Source organism: Pleomorphomonas carboxyditropha, from assembly GCF_002770725.1.
GTDB classification, from domain to species: domain Bacteria; phylum Pseudomonadota; class Alphaproteobacteria; order Rhizobiales; family Pleomorphomonadaceae; genus Pleomorphomonas; species Pleomorphomonas carboxyditropha.
In genome coordinates this window covers 158,718-172,309 of record NZ_NQVN01000009.1, presented here as the reverse complement: position 1 = coordinate 172,309, position 13,592 = coordinate 158,718, and the positions used below count along the sequence as shown (strand labels likewise).

28 protein-coding genes are annotated in these 13,592 nt (G+C 66.3%); all 28 read left to right on the top strand.

The window, feature by feature from the left end; all coding sequences use genetic code 11:
- Positions 1–38: 38 nt before the first annotated feature.
- Complete coding sequence (locus CJ014_RS14985; RefSeq protein ID WP_100081292.1) at positions 39–1,058, top strand: AAA family ATPase; 1,020 nt, start codon at positions 39–41, stop codon at positions 1,056–1,058.
- Positions 1,058–1,351, top strand: coding sequence for a hypothetical protein (locus CJ014_RS14980; protein WP_100081291.1), 294 nt, complete (start codon positions 1,058–1,060; stop codon positions 1,349–1,351). Before CJ014_RS14985 ends, CJ014_RS14980 begins: the two co-directional genes overlap by 1 nt.
- Entirely contained in the window at positions 1,348–1,563 is a 216-nt protein-coding gene (locus tag CJ014_RS27865; RefSeq protein WP_165790848.1) for a hypothetical protein, read from the top strand. The genes CJ014_RS14980 and CJ014_RS27865 overlap by 4 nt, the downstream gene beginning before the upstream one ends.
- Positions 1,560–2,273, top strand: coding sequence for a helix-turn-helix domain-containing protein (locus CJ014_RS14975; RefSeq protein ID WP_165790847.1), 714 nt, complete (start codon positions 1,560–1,562; stop codon positions 2,271–2,273). Before CJ014_RS27865 ends, CJ014_RS14975 begins: the two co-directional genes overlap by 4 nt.
- Entirely contained in the window at positions 2,260–2,910 is a 651-nt protein-coding gene (locus tag CJ014_RS14970; protein ID WP_100081289.1) for a DUF3164 family protein, read from the top strand. The genes CJ014_RS14975 and CJ014_RS14970 overlap by 14 nt, the downstream gene beginning before the upstream one ends.
- Positions 2,910–3,191, top strand: coding sequence for a hypothetical protein (locus CJ014_RS14965; protein ID WP_100081288.1), 282 nt, complete (start codon positions 2,910–2,912; stop codon positions 3,189–3,191). The genes CJ014_RS14970 and CJ014_RS14965 overlap by 1 nt, the downstream gene beginning before the upstream one ends.
- A 2-nt stretch (positions 3,192–3,193) precedes the next feature.
- Positions 3,194–3,430 carry a hypothetical protein gene (locus CJ014_RS14960; protein WP_133121863.1) on the top strand — a complete coding sequence of 79 codons (237 nt, stop codon included), beginning with the start codon at positions 3,194–3,196 and terminating at the stop codon, positions 3,428–3,430.
- Entirely contained in the window at positions 3,427–3,669 is a 243-nt protein-coding gene (locus CJ014_RS14955) for a hypothetical protein (protein ID WP_100081286.1), read from the top strand. Before CJ014_RS14960 ends, CJ014_RS14955 begins: the two co-directional genes overlap by 4 nt.
- Positions 3,669–3,872 (top strand): hypothetical protein, encoded by a 204-nt coding sequence (locus CJ014_RS14950; protein WP_100081285.1) that lies wholly within the window; start codon positions 3,669–3,671, stop codon positions 3,870–3,872. Before CJ014_RS14955 ends, CJ014_RS14950 begins: the two co-directional genes overlap by 1 nt.
- Positions 3,859–4,155: a hypothetical protein gene (locus tag CJ014_RS14945; protein WP_100081284.1), complete on the top strand. Its 297-nt coding sequence runs from the start codon at positions 3,859–3,861 to the stop codon at positions 4,153–4,155. Before CJ014_RS14950 ends, CJ014_RS14945 begins: the two co-directional genes overlap by 14 nt.
- A complete protein-coding gene (locus CJ014_RS14940; protein WP_100081283.1) occupies positions 4,152–4,505 on the top strand; it encodes a hypothetical protein in 354 nt (117 codons plus the stop codon). The genes CJ014_RS14945 and CJ014_RS14940 overlap by 4 nt, the downstream gene beginning before the upstream one ends.
- Positions 4,502–5,170, top strand: coding sequence for a regulatory protein GemA (locus tag CJ014_RS14935; RefSeq protein WP_100081282.1), 669 nt, complete (start codon positions 4,502–4,504; stop codon positions 5,168–5,170). The genes CJ014_RS14940 and CJ014_RS14935 overlap by 4 nt, the downstream gene beginning before the upstream one ends.
- A gap of 2 nt (positions 5,171–5,172) precedes the next feature.
- Complete coding sequence (locus tag CJ014_RS14930; protein WP_100081281.1) at positions 5,173–5,355, top strand: hypothetical protein; 183 nt, start codon at positions 5,173–5,175, stop codon at positions 5,353–5,355.
- A gap of 2 nt (positions 5,356–5,357) precedes the next feature.
- Positions 5,358–5,576, top strand: a complete 219-nt coding sequence (locus tag CJ014_RS14925) for a hypothetical protein (protein ID WP_100081280.1) — start codon at positions 5,358–5,360, stop codon at positions 5,574–5,576.
- 2 nt (positions 5,577–5,578) lie between these two features.
- The gene (locus tag CJ014_RS14920; RefSeq protein WP_100081279.1) at positions 5,579–5,890 is read left to right on the top strand and encodes a hypothetical protein; all 312 of its coding nucleotides are present in this window, start codon (positions 5,579–5,581) and stop codon (positions 5,888–5,890) included.
- Entirely contained in the window at positions 5,887–6,468 is a 582-nt protein-coding gene (locus CJ014_RS14915; RefSeq protein ID WP_133121862.1) for a hypothetical protein, read from the top strand. Before CJ014_RS14920 ends, CJ014_RS14915 begins: the two co-directional genes overlap by 4 nt.
- Positions 6,447–6,677 (top strand): hypothetical protein, encoded by a 231-nt coding sequence (locus CJ014_RS14910; RefSeq protein WP_100081277.1) that lies wholly within the window; start codon positions 6,447–6,449, stop codon positions 6,675–6,677. The genes CJ014_RS14915 and CJ014_RS14910 overlap by 22 nt, the downstream gene beginning before the upstream one ends.
- Positions 6,674–6,916: a hypothetical protein gene (locus tag CJ014_RS14905; RefSeq protein ID WP_100081276.1), complete on the top strand. Its 243-nt coding sequence runs from the start codon at positions 6,674–6,676 to the stop codon at positions 6,914–6,916. Before CJ014_RS14910 ends, CJ014_RS14905 begins: the two co-directional genes overlap by 4 nt.
- Positions 6,913–7,320: a hypothetical protein gene (locus tag CJ014_RS14900; protein ID WP_100081275.1), complete on the top strand. Its 408-nt coding sequence runs from the start codon at positions 6,913–6,915 to the stop codon at positions 7,318–7,320. The genes CJ014_RS14905 and CJ014_RS14900 overlap by 4 nt, the downstream gene beginning before the upstream one ends.
- Positions 7,321–7,476: 156 nt before the next feature.
- Complete coding sequence (locus CJ014_RS14895) at positions 7,477–8,196, top strand: TIGR02594 family protein (RefSeq protein ID WP_100081274.1); 720 nt, start codon at positions 7,477–7,479, stop codon at positions 8,194–8,196.
- A gap of 1 nt (position 8,197) precedes the next feature.
- A complete protein-coding gene (locus CJ014_RS14890) occupies positions 8,198–8,476 on the top strand; it encodes an NAD(P)+ transhydrogenase beta chain (RefSeq protein ID WP_207765758.1) in 279 nt (92 codons plus the stop codon).
- The gene (locus CJ014_RS14885) at positions 8,473–8,838 is read left to right on the top strand and encodes a hypothetical protein (protein ID WP_100081273.1); all 366 of its coding nucleotides are present in this window, start codon (positions 8,473–8,475) and stop codon (positions 8,836–8,838) included. The genes CJ014_RS14890 and CJ014_RS14885 overlap by 4 nt, the downstream gene beginning before the upstream one ends.
- Positions 8,768–9,070, top strand: coding sequence for a hypothetical protein (locus CJ014_RS14880; protein ID WP_245427365.1), 303 nt, complete (start codon positions 8,768–8,770; stop codon positions 9,068–9,070). The genes CJ014_RS14885 and CJ014_RS14880 overlap by 71 nt, the downstream gene beginning before the upstream one ends.
- Positions 9,070–9,405, top strand: coding sequence for a DUF2730 family protein (locus CJ014_RS14875; RefSeq protein WP_100081271.1), 336 nt, complete (start codon positions 9,070–9,072; stop codon positions 9,403–9,405). The genes CJ014_RS14880 and CJ014_RS14875 overlap by 1 nt, the downstream gene beginning before the upstream one ends.
- On the top strand, positions 9,402–9,704 hold the full coding sequence (locus CJ014_RS14870; RefSeq protein WP_100081270.1) for a VpaChn25_0724 family phage protein: 303 nt from the start codon (positions 9,402–9,404) through the stop codon (positions 9,702–9,704). The genes CJ014_RS14875 and CJ014_RS14870 overlap by 4 nt, the downstream gene beginning before the upstream one ends.
- A 10-nt stretch (positions 9,705–9,714) precedes the next feature.
- Positions 9,715–10,362, top strand: a complete 648-nt coding sequence (locus CJ014_RS14865; RefSeq protein WP_100081269.1) for a phage protein Gp27 family protein — start codon at positions 9,715–9,717, stop codon at positions 10,360–10,362.
- Positions 10,359–12,002, top strand: coding sequence for a hypothetical protein (locus tag CJ014_RS14860; RefSeq protein WP_100081268.1), 1,644 nt, complete (start codon positions 10,359–10,361; stop codon positions 12,000–12,002). The genes CJ014_RS14865 and CJ014_RS14860 overlap by 4 nt, the downstream gene beginning before the upstream one ends.
- Positions 11,999–13,591 carry a DUF935 domain-containing protein gene (locus tag CJ014_RS14855; RefSeq protein WP_245427363.1) on the top strand — a complete coding sequence of 531 codons (1,593 nt, stop codon included), beginning with the start codon at positions 11,999–12,001 and terminating at the stop codon, positions 13,589–13,591. Before CJ014_RS14860 ends, CJ014_RS14855 begins: the two co-directional genes overlap by 4 nt.
- Position 13,592 lies beyond the last annotated feature (1 nt).

Here is a 13,592-nt window from a genome sequence, read left to right as displayed (position 1 = left end):
AAAACCCCGCCCAAGACAAGTCGATGGAGCCAATATAGATGCAAAAGCCTGTCACCACAACCCCTTGGGAATTTCCGACGCCAGCGGCCGACTTCGTGGCCAAGCACTCGGAGGAGGACGTCGATCGGTGGCGCGCGCTGGTCGCGCGCGTGATCGAGATCGCCGGTGCCCAGGGATGGACCAAAGCCGAGGTCGCCCGCCGGTGCGGCATTCCCGACGGAACCTTCTCGCAGGTGCTCTCCGGGAAATACCTGGGCGTGCTCGCCAATCAGCTGACCATGATCTCCCGCTGGATCGAGGCGACGGAGGAAAGCGCCAGCATGGTCGCCAGCATCCCCGTCTCTCCCGAGTTCAACCCGCGCCTCCGGATCGCTCAGGAGATCCTGGAGACGCTGACCTGGGCGCAGCTCTGCCCCGACCTCGTGATGATCACGGTCGGCGCTGGCATGGGCAAGACGGCGGCCTGCGAGCATTTCACACGAACCCGGCCGCACGTCTACCACGCCACGATGTACGAGAGCGCGGCGTCGGTCCACGGCATGCTGACCGAACTCGCCGCCGAGCTTGAGGTCCAGCAGAACAATCCGGCCAAACTCGCGCGGGCGATCGGCGCCAAGCTGACCCGCACCGGTGCCGGCACGCTGCTGATCGTCGACGAAGCGCAGCACCTCACCGACGGCGCGGTCAACCAACTCCGGTATTTCTGCGATGTTCATAAGTGTGGCGTCGCCATTGTCGGCAACGAGGAAGTCTACCGCCGCTTCAAGGACAAAACCGAGGGGCGCTCCTACGCGCAGATCAAGCGGCGCATCGGCAAAACCCTGCGCCGGCCCGCCCCCTACCCCGCCGACGTGAAAGCCTATGTCGCGTCATGGGGCGTGACCGACCCGGACTGCGTGAAGTTCCTGCTCGGCGTCGGCATGAAGGACGGGGCGCTCGGTCAGGTCGAGAAGACGGCCAAAATGGCCACGATGCTGGCGATCGGTGACGGTGAGCCGCTCGCCCTCAAGCATCTGCAGGCCGCGTGGCGGAACCGCGACGTGGAGGACATCGCCTGATGACCACCTCCCTCGCCAACGAACTCGGCGCCCTGCGATCGGAGCTGCTCGGCATCGCCCAGCAACAGCGACCGATCACCAGAGAAGAAAGCGCCAACATCGGCCAGCGGCTGCAGCTCGTGCAGCGCCTCGCCAAGGCGATGGAGCAGGAGCTTGCCGTGCACCGCCTCGCCGAGGCCACCGGCCGCCGCGTGATGGTCATGAACGACGAGGCCGTCTCGGCGCTCGCCGAACTGGTCGAGGATCCCGACGGCAAGATCATCCGCCCGGATTTCGGGAGGGACAAGCCATGATCCTCGACAGCCGACACCCCGGTGAGATCTGCAACCACATCACCGCTTGGATCGACACGCTCGCTCCGGCCGGCATATGCGGCGTCCGTATGGACGGGGCGACCACACGCGATCTGATCGCGCTGCTGGTCGCCTGCCGCGCCAGCCTCGAAGCGGCGCCGACGATCATCGACCTGACCGCCGCCGACTACACGATCGGAGGCGCGCCATGACCGGCCACCTCTCCGTCCGCGCCGTCATCGAGGCGGTGTCGGGTGTGATCGGCGTCCCGTACGCCGACATCGTCGGTCCGCGCCGGATGCCACGATTTGTCCGCGCCCGGCAAGTTGCGATGTATTTCGCCCATCGCTACTGCCGCCACCTCGCCGTGGCGGAAATCGGCCGGCGCATGGGCGCGCGCGACCACACAACCATCCTCTACGGCGTCGGCAAGATCGAGGCCGAGGTCGCGGAAAAGGGTATGGACGCGACCATGCAGGCCATCGATCTGGTGCTCGCCCCGGCGCTCGACGTGGTCGAAAAGCTCGATATCGCCGAGCCAGATCCCGACCCGCTGGCCATCGCCGAACGGGCGGTTGACGGCTACGCGGTCGCCCGCCTGTCCTACAGCGAGATCCGCATCCTCGGCGAGTTCGTGCTCCACGCGGTCAAGGCCGGTCGGCTAGTGGCCGATCCGCCGGACGACGGCTCCGCCAACATCGGCATCTTCGGCGCGGCCCGGCGCGTGGTGACGGCCAGCCGGGCGTTGGCGGCGGCCCGCTATGGCACCGGCGAGGGGCCGGCTCTCGACGGGCTGCTCGCTGCCATCGGCGATCTCGGAGCCGCCTATGCCGCCGAGGTCGGACCGATCCCCATGCCTCAACCCGTTTTCAAAACCGCCGTGAACCCCTCTCGAAAGGAGGCCTCCCATGGACATGCCTGAGACCCTCACCGCGCCGGACGGCGTCATCGAAATCAACGGGCGCCTATACATGACCGACGCGCGCGGCGCCCTAGTGCCGCTCGGCACCATCAAGGCCCAGGACAAGCTGATCGACGAGACCGTTCGCAAGATCATGGGGCACGCCGTCGCGCTCTCCGAGCAGATCGGCCGCTTCAAGGGCCACACCTTCGACGATATCGGTTCGATGCAGGCCCTCCTCGAGCAAGAGTACGGCGCCAAGGCGGGCGGCGCCAAGGGCAACGTGACGTTGACGACGTTCGACGGCACGATGCGTGTCGTTCTGAAGATGGCCGACCTGATCGAGTTCGGCCCGGAGCTGCAGGCCGCGAAGAAGCTGGTCGACGAGTGCCTCAACGACTGGTCGGCCGATGCCGGCGACGAGTTGCGCATGATCGTCAACCGCGCCTTCCAGGTCGACAAGGAAGGCCGGATCAACCGCGCCGAAATCTTCATGCTGCTCAGGGCGCAAATCGACGATCCGCGCTGGAAGCGGGCTATGGACGCGGTTCGCGACAGCATCCGGGTGATCGGTGCCAAGGCCTATCTCACCTTCCACCGTCGTCCCTCGGCCGAGGCTGCCTGGGAAAGCATCTCCATCGATTTGGCGAGGGCGTGATGGCGGAAATCTACCTGCCCGGCAGCGCAAAGCTGCTCGACTATGCCCTCGCCGCCAAAAGCTCCGCCCGCAAGGGCGGTTCGCCAGCCATGGTGACGATCAAGATCGAGGTCGCCGACCCGCTGGACGTCGGCTTCCTGCTCCGCGACCTCGCCGATATCGATCGCAAGCAGCGCGATCCCTACCGGCCGGCGCCGAAGGGCCGCGCCGAGCGCGAGCTGGCGAAGGAAATCGGCCGGCTGTCCGCTCCCCTGCAGCTCACCGACCAGCGGGAGGGGTGATCGTGCGCTACCTCACCGACGAGCAGGTCCGCATCGCCAACGCGATCACCAGCGTGCTGGAGATGGAGCGGGCGGACAAGATGGACGCCTACAAGGCCATGATCTCGATCATGGCGGCGACCATCAACGAGAGCGCCGGCACAGAAATGGATGCGCGGATCATCGCCGCCGGCCTCGCCACCGAGTTGAAGACCGTCGTCGAGGACGGCCGCGCCGGGCTCTACGAGGCCCGGCCATGAGCATCGACTTCACCGAGGCCGAGGTCCGCGCCCTGGTCGCGATGCGGGAACTCACCGTCTCCCGCGTCGATGGCGGTTGGGAACGGGAGGGAGACCTCATGTCCCCGCCCGTTACGATCCCCGACGCCATCATGGCGCCGCTGGTCGTGCGTGGACTGGCGGAGGTGCTTGAGGACGACATGGGCGTCTACGCGCAGCTCACCGTCCTGGGCAACGAGCTGATGAGGAGCAGGTGGTGATGAGCTTCGCCAGCCGCTCGCTCCCTCCCGAAGCCGAAGACCCGCCGCCGACGCGGCGGGACCTCCTCCTGATGGAGCGCGACACGCTCCTCAGACAGGTCCGTCCACGCGTGCGCTCCCACGACCAGGAGCGCATCCGCCGACGGATCGCCGATCTGACCCGGGCGATCATGACAGAGGAGACCGAACATGGCCGTTGCTGACGCACAAGAGCTGCGCCGCTTGATCGGCGTGGTGGAGAGCAAACTGGCAGCGCTGCCCAAAGGTACTGACGGCGACGCCCATACTCTGTTTCATTTTCGCGCTAGCGAGGCGCTGAGAGACCTCGCCAAGGAAGAAGGCGCACGGTCCGGCGGTAGCCGTTGGGACCGCAATCGGCTTTCCCTCGGCGGTGTCAAGGCGACCTGCACTTACGGCGCTGCGGGTGTAATGCGAAATTGGGTTGCCGCGGCGAAGCGCCACCTCCGTAAGATCGAGGTGGCATGATGGGCGCCCCCAAGGCCACCCTCGGCTATGAGAGCCGCACGGCTGCGATCGCCGCCCTACGTGCGAACGGCCTGTCGACGGCGGTGATCGCCGACCGCATCGGCATCGAGGCAAAGACTGTCACCGCCCTCGAAGCCTCTGCGACGCGCGCGAAGCGCCCCTCTCAGCTACCGATCACAGTGCCGTCGCTAGGCCGCTCTGTCCTCGTACCTTTCCAGGATTACGCGGCTCTCCGGCCACACGCTGCCCGCCGCGCCGTCACCGTCGACCAGCTCATCCGCGACATCGTCGAGATCGTCGCGCGTGACGACATGGTCGACGCGGTGCTCGACGACGGAGCCGCATCATGACTGCGCTCGCCACCACCGCCCAGATCCGCGCCCTGCAGGCGACTAGGCGCAATGCCGGCCTCAGTGACGACGACTGGCACGATCGCCTCGCCACCCGCTACGGCGTGACCAGCACCAAGGCGCTCACCGTCATCCAGGCGAATGCCGAGCTGGACAGCCTCAAGGGATCGGCGCCGGAGCGCCGCCCCGGTGGCCGGGTGAAGCTCTCCGGCCCCTACGCCGGCAAGCTGCAGGCGCTTTGGATCGGCGCGTGGAATCTCGGCATCGTGCGCGAGCGCGACGACGCGGCGCTGATCGCCTTCGTGCGCCGCCAGACCGGTATCGACCACGTGCGTTGGGTGCGCGACGCCGAGGACGCCGCCAAGGCGATCGAGGCGCTCAAGGGCTGGATGGCGCGCGAGGCCGATATCGACTGGTCGCCCGTGAAAGGCGCACCAGCCTGGTACAACGCGCCGCAATATCGCATCGCCTCGGCACAATGGCGCATCCTATGCGCGCTCGATCGGCAGCGTCCGGAACCTCGGTGGAGCCGCTTTCCGAACGTCGAGACTTTCCTGGCGACGACGCTCGACGAGGATTTCCGGCTTGGCGACGCGCCGGCTGCGCTCTGGCGACAGGCCATGAACCATCTCGGTGGACTGATCCGCGACCTGAAGGGAGCCTGACCATGCGCGACATCGTCCTTCGGCTCACGGAAAAGGAGGCGGCTATTCTCATGGTGGCGCTGGAAAACCTCGTGCTGCCCTTGCTCGCGGACGAGCGCGAGGAAAAGCGGTCGGCCATCAAATCCGTCGCCGAGTCCGCCCTGAAGAAGCTCAGAACTCCGCTCAAGCGCAGGAAGGTGATCTGACCATGCAGCCCACCAAGATCGAGTTCGACCTGTCGCCGGACGTCTATGAGCGCCCCACCAAGCTGATCTTCCAGCGGCTTTACGACGGCAGGATGGGTTGGAGCATCGCGCGAAGCGTCAACAGCCAGCGGGACGAGTCCGAAAGCGTCAGCCTGCTGACAGATACGCAGCTGAAGGAAATCGGCGCGATCGCCGAGCGGTTCGGCCGGAAAGGAACCTGACCATGGCTGAGTTCCGCGCGCCCAAGCCGCAGTTTTCGCTGGCGACCCGTCGCGACCACGTCAATCGCATGGCCAACCTGATGACCACGCACAATCGGCGCGAGGTCTCCGGCCGGCGGCTCCGCGAGGAAGAGGCCGTGCTGATGGAGCGGCACTCGGCCGACGTCATCGGGACGTTCAACTGGCTGATAGACAACGAGCAGGACATTGCCCGTTGGCTGGAAGCGCCGGCCGAGGCCAGGGCCATAGTCCTCAACTATCTCGACGTGGCGGTCGTGGCGGCCCGCAAGGCGATGGAGAGCGTGGGGAAATGATCACACCTCCCGATCCCGGTTCGATGCGACGCGCTCTCAACCGCCCGGTCTTTTCGCCGGTCGACCCCGAGATGTTCGAGTCCGGTGCCGACTACGTCGATCGCCCCGTGCCGGAAGGTACAGACCTTGGCGCGAGTTGCCTGCTGCTTTCCGCCGTCGCGCTACGCCTGCTCGCTGGCACGGAAATGCTGAGGACCGATGAAGAAGTCGCCCTCATGGAAAGGACGAAAAACACGATTTCATGGGTCGGGTTTTACCGGTCTTGGCTGGTCGCCGGCCTGACCTCCTACGAGGCGATGCCTGCCGCCGACATTCCAGACTTCAGGGACATTCTTCAGGCACCCGCAGCGATTTCGATGGCCCTCTTCCTCTGGCGACTAGGCGAGCAAGTCCCGGCAACGAAATGGTTTTGCATCGAGATCGCTTCCTCAATCTCCATCCTCCGCTGGTGCGCCGACCATCAGGAGCAAATCAGCTGCGTACGGACCCGACATATCCGGAAACTGGAGATCGAATTTTCCGATCGGCGAAGGCCCGAAACTCTTGGAGAGCAAGCATGGATGAGCCGCGCACCCTGAAGGCACCCTGGCCGATCATCGAGCACAAGGAGAGCTTCGAGGTCCAGGATGCCTCGGGCTCGATCACGATCGCCTTCGTCTATTTCGAAGACGAGCCCGGCCGGCAGCGCGCCACCCATCGCCTGTCGCGGGACGAGGCGCGCCGGGTGGCCTCCCATATCGCCAGGATCCCCGAATACATCGCCGCCACCAAGGATGAGGTGAAATGATCCGCGTCACCGATCACGCCGTGCTGCGCTACCTCGAGCGCGTCCACAATGTCGATGTGGCGGCGTTCCGGGATGCGCTGCGTGCCGAAGTCTCGGATGCAGCAATCGCGGCCGGCGCGACGATCGGCGGGCGGTATGCAGTCAAAAGCGGCCGGCACACCTACATCTGTCAGGGCGAGACGGTGATCACCGTCGTCCCCAGGTGCGCCGCCACGACGACGATCGGAGGCGAAAGGTGAAAGCCTCGCACGGCCTCGACGGTATCCTTGGCGAGATCGCGGACATCGCCGGCATTGCCGCCGCCCTCGCTCTCGCCGAGCAATACGGCGGGACGCAGGTGCATTTCCCACGTGTCGCCGGGGCGGACCACTGGCTGGTGCGCTGCGTCGGCGAGGAGGCCGCCAAGGCGATCTGCGCGTATATGACCGTGACCGATGCCGATGGCCACCGGAAAGGCCAGCGCGGCGTGCTGATCCCGCGTGGGCCGATGGGATTGATGCGGCAGGCCAAGCGGCGTCTGGTCAAGGAGCTGCAGGCCGGCACCAGCGCGCGCGAGGCGGCCCGGCGCGCCGGCCTCGGCGAGCGCACCGCGTGGTACACCAAGGCCAAGCTCAAGGACGGGCGGCAAGACGACCTGTTCTGATCTTTTTCCTGCCGCACCGGAGAAATCCGATGCTCTTGGCGGCCGACCGCCGATCGGCTACAGTCTCGGCAGGTTCGGAGCGCCCCGCTGCACCCGTGCAGCGGCAGGAAATCGCCCCGCCCGCCTAATGTCGGGTCACCAAATCGAGGTGACCCCATGGCGAAATCCCCCCAGACTTTTGACGCTTGGCTGATCGAGCGTCTGGCTGCGGCCGGCGTCTACAGCGCCGCCGCTGACGGCGGACATGGCCGTGGCGTCATCGCCGCGCTCAAGACTTTCCAGGCCGACCTCGGCCTGCCGGTGACCGGCAAGGCCGACAGCGCCACGGTGGCGGCGCTGCGCTCCAGCCCTCACGATCCGGTGGTGCCGCCGCCGGAGCCCGTCTGGCTCCGGGAAGCCCGGCGCTTCATGGGCCTCAAGGAGATCGCCGGCCCTGCGTCGAACGCGACCATCATGGGCTGGGCCAGGGCGCTCGGCGGATGGATCGCCAGCTACTACAGCAACGACGACATCCCGTGGTGTGGGCTGTTTCTCGCCCACATCATGGGGGCGACACTGCCTAAGGAGTTGCTGCCGTCCAATCCGCTTTCGGCCAAGGCTTGGGGCGCTTTCGGCCGGAAGCTCACTGTGCCGGCTCTCGGCGCGGTGATGGTGTTCACTCGCGAGGGCGGCGGTCATGTCGGCCTCTATCTTGGCGAGACGGCGACCGCCTATCGCATCCTCGGCGGCAACCAGAGCAACAGCGTGTCGATCACCTGGATCGCCAAGACGCGCCTCTACGCGATCCGCTGGCCGTCGACCGTCACGGCGCCGGTCGTCGGCGGCCGCATCCATCTAGCGGCCGACGGCTCGCCCCTCTCCACCAACGAGGCCTGAGATGACGCAGCGCCCTACCTACTCGACCACCAAACGCGCGATCTGGATCAACACCGGATTCGCCTGGGTGGTGGTCATTCTGTTGGCGGCCGGCGCAGTCATGGGCTCGGAGCAGGCCGTGGCCATGGCCAACATTGCCCTACCGTCGATGGTCGCATTAATCGCCGGCACGCTCGGCATCCATCGGCACTATGGGTCGCGAGACTTTGCGGCGGGTCAGGAGCGCGACGAGCCGCATCCGCCTTACATGCCGCGTGATCAGCCGGGAGGGCCCCGATGATCGAGTGGCTCGCCGCCAAGGTCAGCCCCCTCGTGATCGCCGCCGCCCTGGCTCTCGGTGCGGCGGCTCTCATCTACCTGGGCATCGCCAGGATCGACGGCATGGTGGACACGGCACGCCAGGAGGCAATCGCCGCTCGCGATGCTCACTGGTCGGCCCAGATCGCCGAGGCCAACGCAAAAGTGTCGGCCGCCGCCGCATCGCTCGCCCGGCTCGCCATGCAGAAGGACGCGGAGTTGGCTGAGGCCGACCGCAAGCTCCAAGACAAACAGACCGAAATGGAGGCCTCGAATGCGGCTCTTCCTGGCGGCGATGGCGGCGGCATCAGCCGCGATCGTGTCCGCCTGCTCAACCAGCGCTGAGGCGCCTCGGGTCGAAGCCAGAGCGACGGTGACGGTCACCGCACCGGCGCAGGCTCGCGCCGTTTGCTCGGCACCGGTGGCCATTCCGGATCGGGCGATTTCCGAAGCCGAGGCGACCACCCTTTGGGGACGCGACAGGGGCGCGCTCCGGATCTGCGAGCAGCGGCGGGCGGCGGCGATTGCCGCGATCGACGCGGCGGGCGAGAGCCCCGCCGTTGACGGGGGTTTTTGATGGACGAGTTGATGCGTTACTGGCCGGTGGTGGTGTTCGTGGCCGGCCTCGCGCTGACGATCGCCGGGTGGGCGATCCGGAAGGGCCTAGCCTCGCAGGACGAGCTGCGCGCCGAGGCGGGGACCAGAGCAAAGGCCGACGCGGAGATCGACGAGCGCCTCTCCAGGCTGGAAACCGAGATGGATCACATCCCGAACAAGGAGTCGCTCCATCGCGTGGATCTGACGCTGACCGAACTGCGCGGCGAGATCCAGGTGCTTACCGAGAGGCTCAAGCCTGTAGCGGCGATCTCCGACCGGCTGCAGGAATTTCTGATCGAGCAGGCAAAGAGATGACCGATTTCGCAACTCGTGTCCGTGAAGAGGCTCGCCTCATCATCCTGCGTACGCTCGCCGGAGAGGCCAGCGCATCGTCCAATTCGTCGCTCCTGCAGTCCGCCCTCGAAAGCTGGGGGATAAGCAAGAGTCGCGAGTGGGTGCATGCCGAGCTGCGCCAGCTCGCCGATGTCGGTGCGGTGACCGCAGAGGCACAGGGGTCGGTGCTGCTCGTCACCCTGACCCAGCGCGGCCTCGACCACGTCGACCGCAAGATCGCTCTCGACGGCGTCAAGCGGCCGTCGCTCTCGATCGTCTGAGGAGGTTCCGATGACCGGCCGTGGCCGCCTCTCGTCGATCGAGCTGCTCGGCGAAGATTATGACGACATCGTCGCCTGGGCAGCCGGCGAGTTGCGCGAACGCACCCAGCTTCAGCAAGATATTCTCGACGAACTCAACAAACGCTTGAAAGTGCGTGCCGAGGAGATCGGCGACGAGGATTTCCAACCGATCTCGCGGTCGGCATTTTCGCGCTATTCGGTCCGCCTTGCCGGCATCGCCCGACGTATGACCGAGACGCGCGAAATCTCCCGCGTGCTGACAGAGCGCCTGGAGCCGGGCGATGCCGACACCAACACCATCGCCATCGCCGAGTTCCTGAAGACGGTCATCTTCGAGGCGCTGGGCAACGGTGACGTGGTATCGCCGCTCGACCTCAAGCTCGCCGCCGATGCTCTCAAGGCGGTGACCGCCGCTCAGAAAGCATCGAGCGACCGTCGGGCCAAGCTCGACAGGGAAGCCGCTGAGGCGGCCGCCAGGGCGGAAGCGAAGGCTAAGTCCGAAGCGCTCGAGGCGGCGGAGACGGTCGCCCGCGAGGCCGGGCTGTCGGCCGACCGCATCGCCCAACTGCGGCGCGATTTCCTCGGCGTCCGCGAACGGCCGGTAAAGCCCACCTCCGTGCCGACGGTGACCTCATGACCTCCCAAGCCGACATCGACCGCGACACATCGCCGGTGATGACGCGCGACCCGCGCGCTTCGCTACCGGGCGATCTGCCACGCGGCGCCGACATCCCGGACGATCTCGACCCGCTCGCCGACGGCGTCCTGATGCGGCATCAGGCGGATTGGATCGCCGATCCGGCCGATATCAAGATCTGCGCCAAGGGCCGACGAACCGGCATTACCTTTGCCGAGAGCTTCGACGCCACGCTGATCGCCGCCGCCAAGCGTTCGGCCGGTGGGCAGAACTACTTTTACATCGGCGACACCAAGGACAAGGGCAGAGAGTTCATCGGCTACATCTCGCATTTCGCGAAGATCGTCGCCAAAGACCTCGGCGAGATCGAGGAGTTCCTGTTCGAGGATCAGGCCGAAGACGGTACGACGCGGCAAATCGCCGCCTATCGCGTCCGCTTTGCCAGCGGTTTCCGCGTCGAGGCGCTGTCGAGCCGGCCGGAGAATATCCGCGGCCTGCAGGGTGTCGTCTGTATCGACGAGGCGGCGTTTCACCGTGACGTCCGCTCGGTGCTCGATGCCGTCACCGCACTGCTGATCTGGGGCGGCAAGATCCGGATCATCTCGTCGCACAACGGCATGCTCAATCCGTTCAACGAGATGATCCGCGAGGCGGAGTCCGGCAAGCTGCCAGCCTCGGTGCATACCGTCACCTTCCACGACGCCGTGGTGAATGGCCTGTTCCGCCGCGTGTACCTCATGAAGAGCAAGACCTGGTCGCCGGAGGTGGATGAGCAGGAGGAGACGAAGATCCGCGCCGCCTACGGTGCCCGCCGGGCGGCGATGCGGCAGGAGCTGGACGCCGTGCCGGCCGACGCCGCCGGCGCCGCTTTGACACGCGTTCAGATCGAGGCGGCGATGGAGCCGTCGACGGTCATCCGTCTGCACTTCGACGACGATTTCAAGCACCTGCCCGCCGAATACCGAAAGGCCTACGTGACCGGCCTGTTTCGTCGAGAGGTCGAGCCGGCGCTAAGGCTGCTCAAGCCCGGTGATCGCCACGTGTTCGGCTTCGACTTCGCTAGATCCGGCGATGCGTCGGTGAACTGGATCATGGCCGTCGAGCAAACGACAACGCGGCGATCTCCCCTGGTTGTCGAGCTGCGAAACTGCCCGTTCGACCAGCAACGGGAGATGCTGTTCATGATGGTGCCAATGCTGCCGAGGTTTTCCGGCGGCAAGCTCGATGCCACCGGCAACGGCGCCTATCTCGCCGAGGTCACCGCCCAGAAGTTCGGAGCGCATCTCATCGAAGAAATCAAGCTCAGCGAGGAATGGTACAGGACGCACGCCCCGCGCTACGTCGACGCCGTCGCCGAGCGCTCCTGCCGTCTCGCCCAGGACGAGGACATCGTCCAGGACCATCAGGGCCTGCAGTATGTCGGGCGCATCATCAAGATCCCCGACGATCACCGCACGAAGGGCAGCGATGGCCTCGATCGCCACGGTGACGCGGCGATCGCCGGCATGATCGCCTACGCCGCCTCCGAGGACATGCGGATCGAGACGAAGATCGAGACGCCGAGCACCATGGCGGAGGCCGACGGCCAACAGGCACCGGCGGGGATGTATCGCGACACAAGGAGAGCCCTATGGGGATGACGGGACCGGACGGCCAGACCGTCGACCAGTCGGTGCTTGGCGCCGAGATCGCGACACCCACGCTCTACGGGCGGCGGCGCACCATCGAGGAGCGCGTCGCCGGCGCGTTGGTACCCGAGCGCCTGGCGCACATCCTGCGACAGGCGCAGTTGGGCGAAACGCGCGACTATCTAACGCTCGCCATGGAGATGGAGGAGCGGTACCTGCACTATGCCAGCCAGTTGCAGACCCGCTATCTGGCGCTCGATGGTATCGCGCCGTCGGTCGAGGTTCCCGACGGCGTGCCGAAGGCGATCGGCGATTTCGTCCACGAGATCGTCGAAGATCCCGAGTTCGGCGAGATGGCGTCCATGACGTCCGATGGCATCGGCAAAGGCTATGCTGTTCCCGAGACCATGTGGGAGTACGAACGCAAGCGGCTGCGCCCGGTGAAGTACATCTTCCGGGATCAGCGCTTTTTCCGGCTCGACCGGCTCACCCACACCGATATCCGCCTCGACGTCGACGGCAGCTTCGAGGGCGTGGAGCTGCCGGCCGCCAAGTTCATCCGGCACGTGCCGCGCATCCGAGCCGGCGTCACTTCGCGTGCCGGTCTCGCCCGCCCCGCCGCCTGGGCCTTCATGCTGCAGGCCTTCACCCTCCAGGATTGGGCCGGCTTCACGGAGGTTTACGGCATTCCGATGCGTCTCGGTCGCTACAACCAGAACGCCTCGGATACGGACAAGCGCTCGCTGCTCAACGGCCTTCGGATGTTCGCCAACGACGGCGCGGCCATCATCCCAGAGGGCGCCTCGGTCGAGATGTTCAAGGTGGAGGGATCGCACGGTTCTGCCGTGTTCGGCGGCCTCCTCGAATACGTCGACGCGTCGATCTCCAAGCTGGTGGTCGGCCAGACCATGACGGCCGACAGTGGATCGTCGGAGGCGCAGGCCAAGGTACACAACGAGGTGCGCCTCGACATCATCAAGGCGGACTGCCGGCAGCGGGCGCGAACCGTCAATCGCGATCTCATCCAATGGGCCGTGGCTCTGAACTTCGGCCCGCAGGAAAGGTATCCGACCGTCCAGTGGCCGGTGGCCGAGCCGGAAGACGTCGTCGGTCTCTCCGACAGTCTGGCCAAGCTGATCCCGCTCGGGCTGCGCGTCGGGCAAACCGAGGTTCGCGGCAAGCTGGGCGTCGGCAAGCCCAACGGCGACGATGACGTGTTGACACCGCCAGCGACCCCGCCGCCCGAGCCCCCGCCGGAACAGGTGCCGGCGCCCGCTCCCGCCGCCTCCAAGCCCTCGGCACTTGCCGCCCGTCTTCAGGGCCCCGGAACCACCTGTCCGTGCTGCGGCGTCTCGCGCCTTGCCTATGATCGCACCGCAGGCAGTTATGGTGCCGACGATGTCTTTGAGCTGGTTCCAACGGCCTTCGAAGGCATCTCGAAGCCGCTCCTGGAACCGCTCCTCGAGGCGATCGACAAGGCCACGAATTTCGAGGAAGCACTGGCGGCGATCGAGGTGGCCTCGCCGGACAGCAAGCCGCTACTGGAGCGCCTCGCGACCCTGATGACGATCTCGCGCGGTATCGGCGACGCGAAGGACTGAC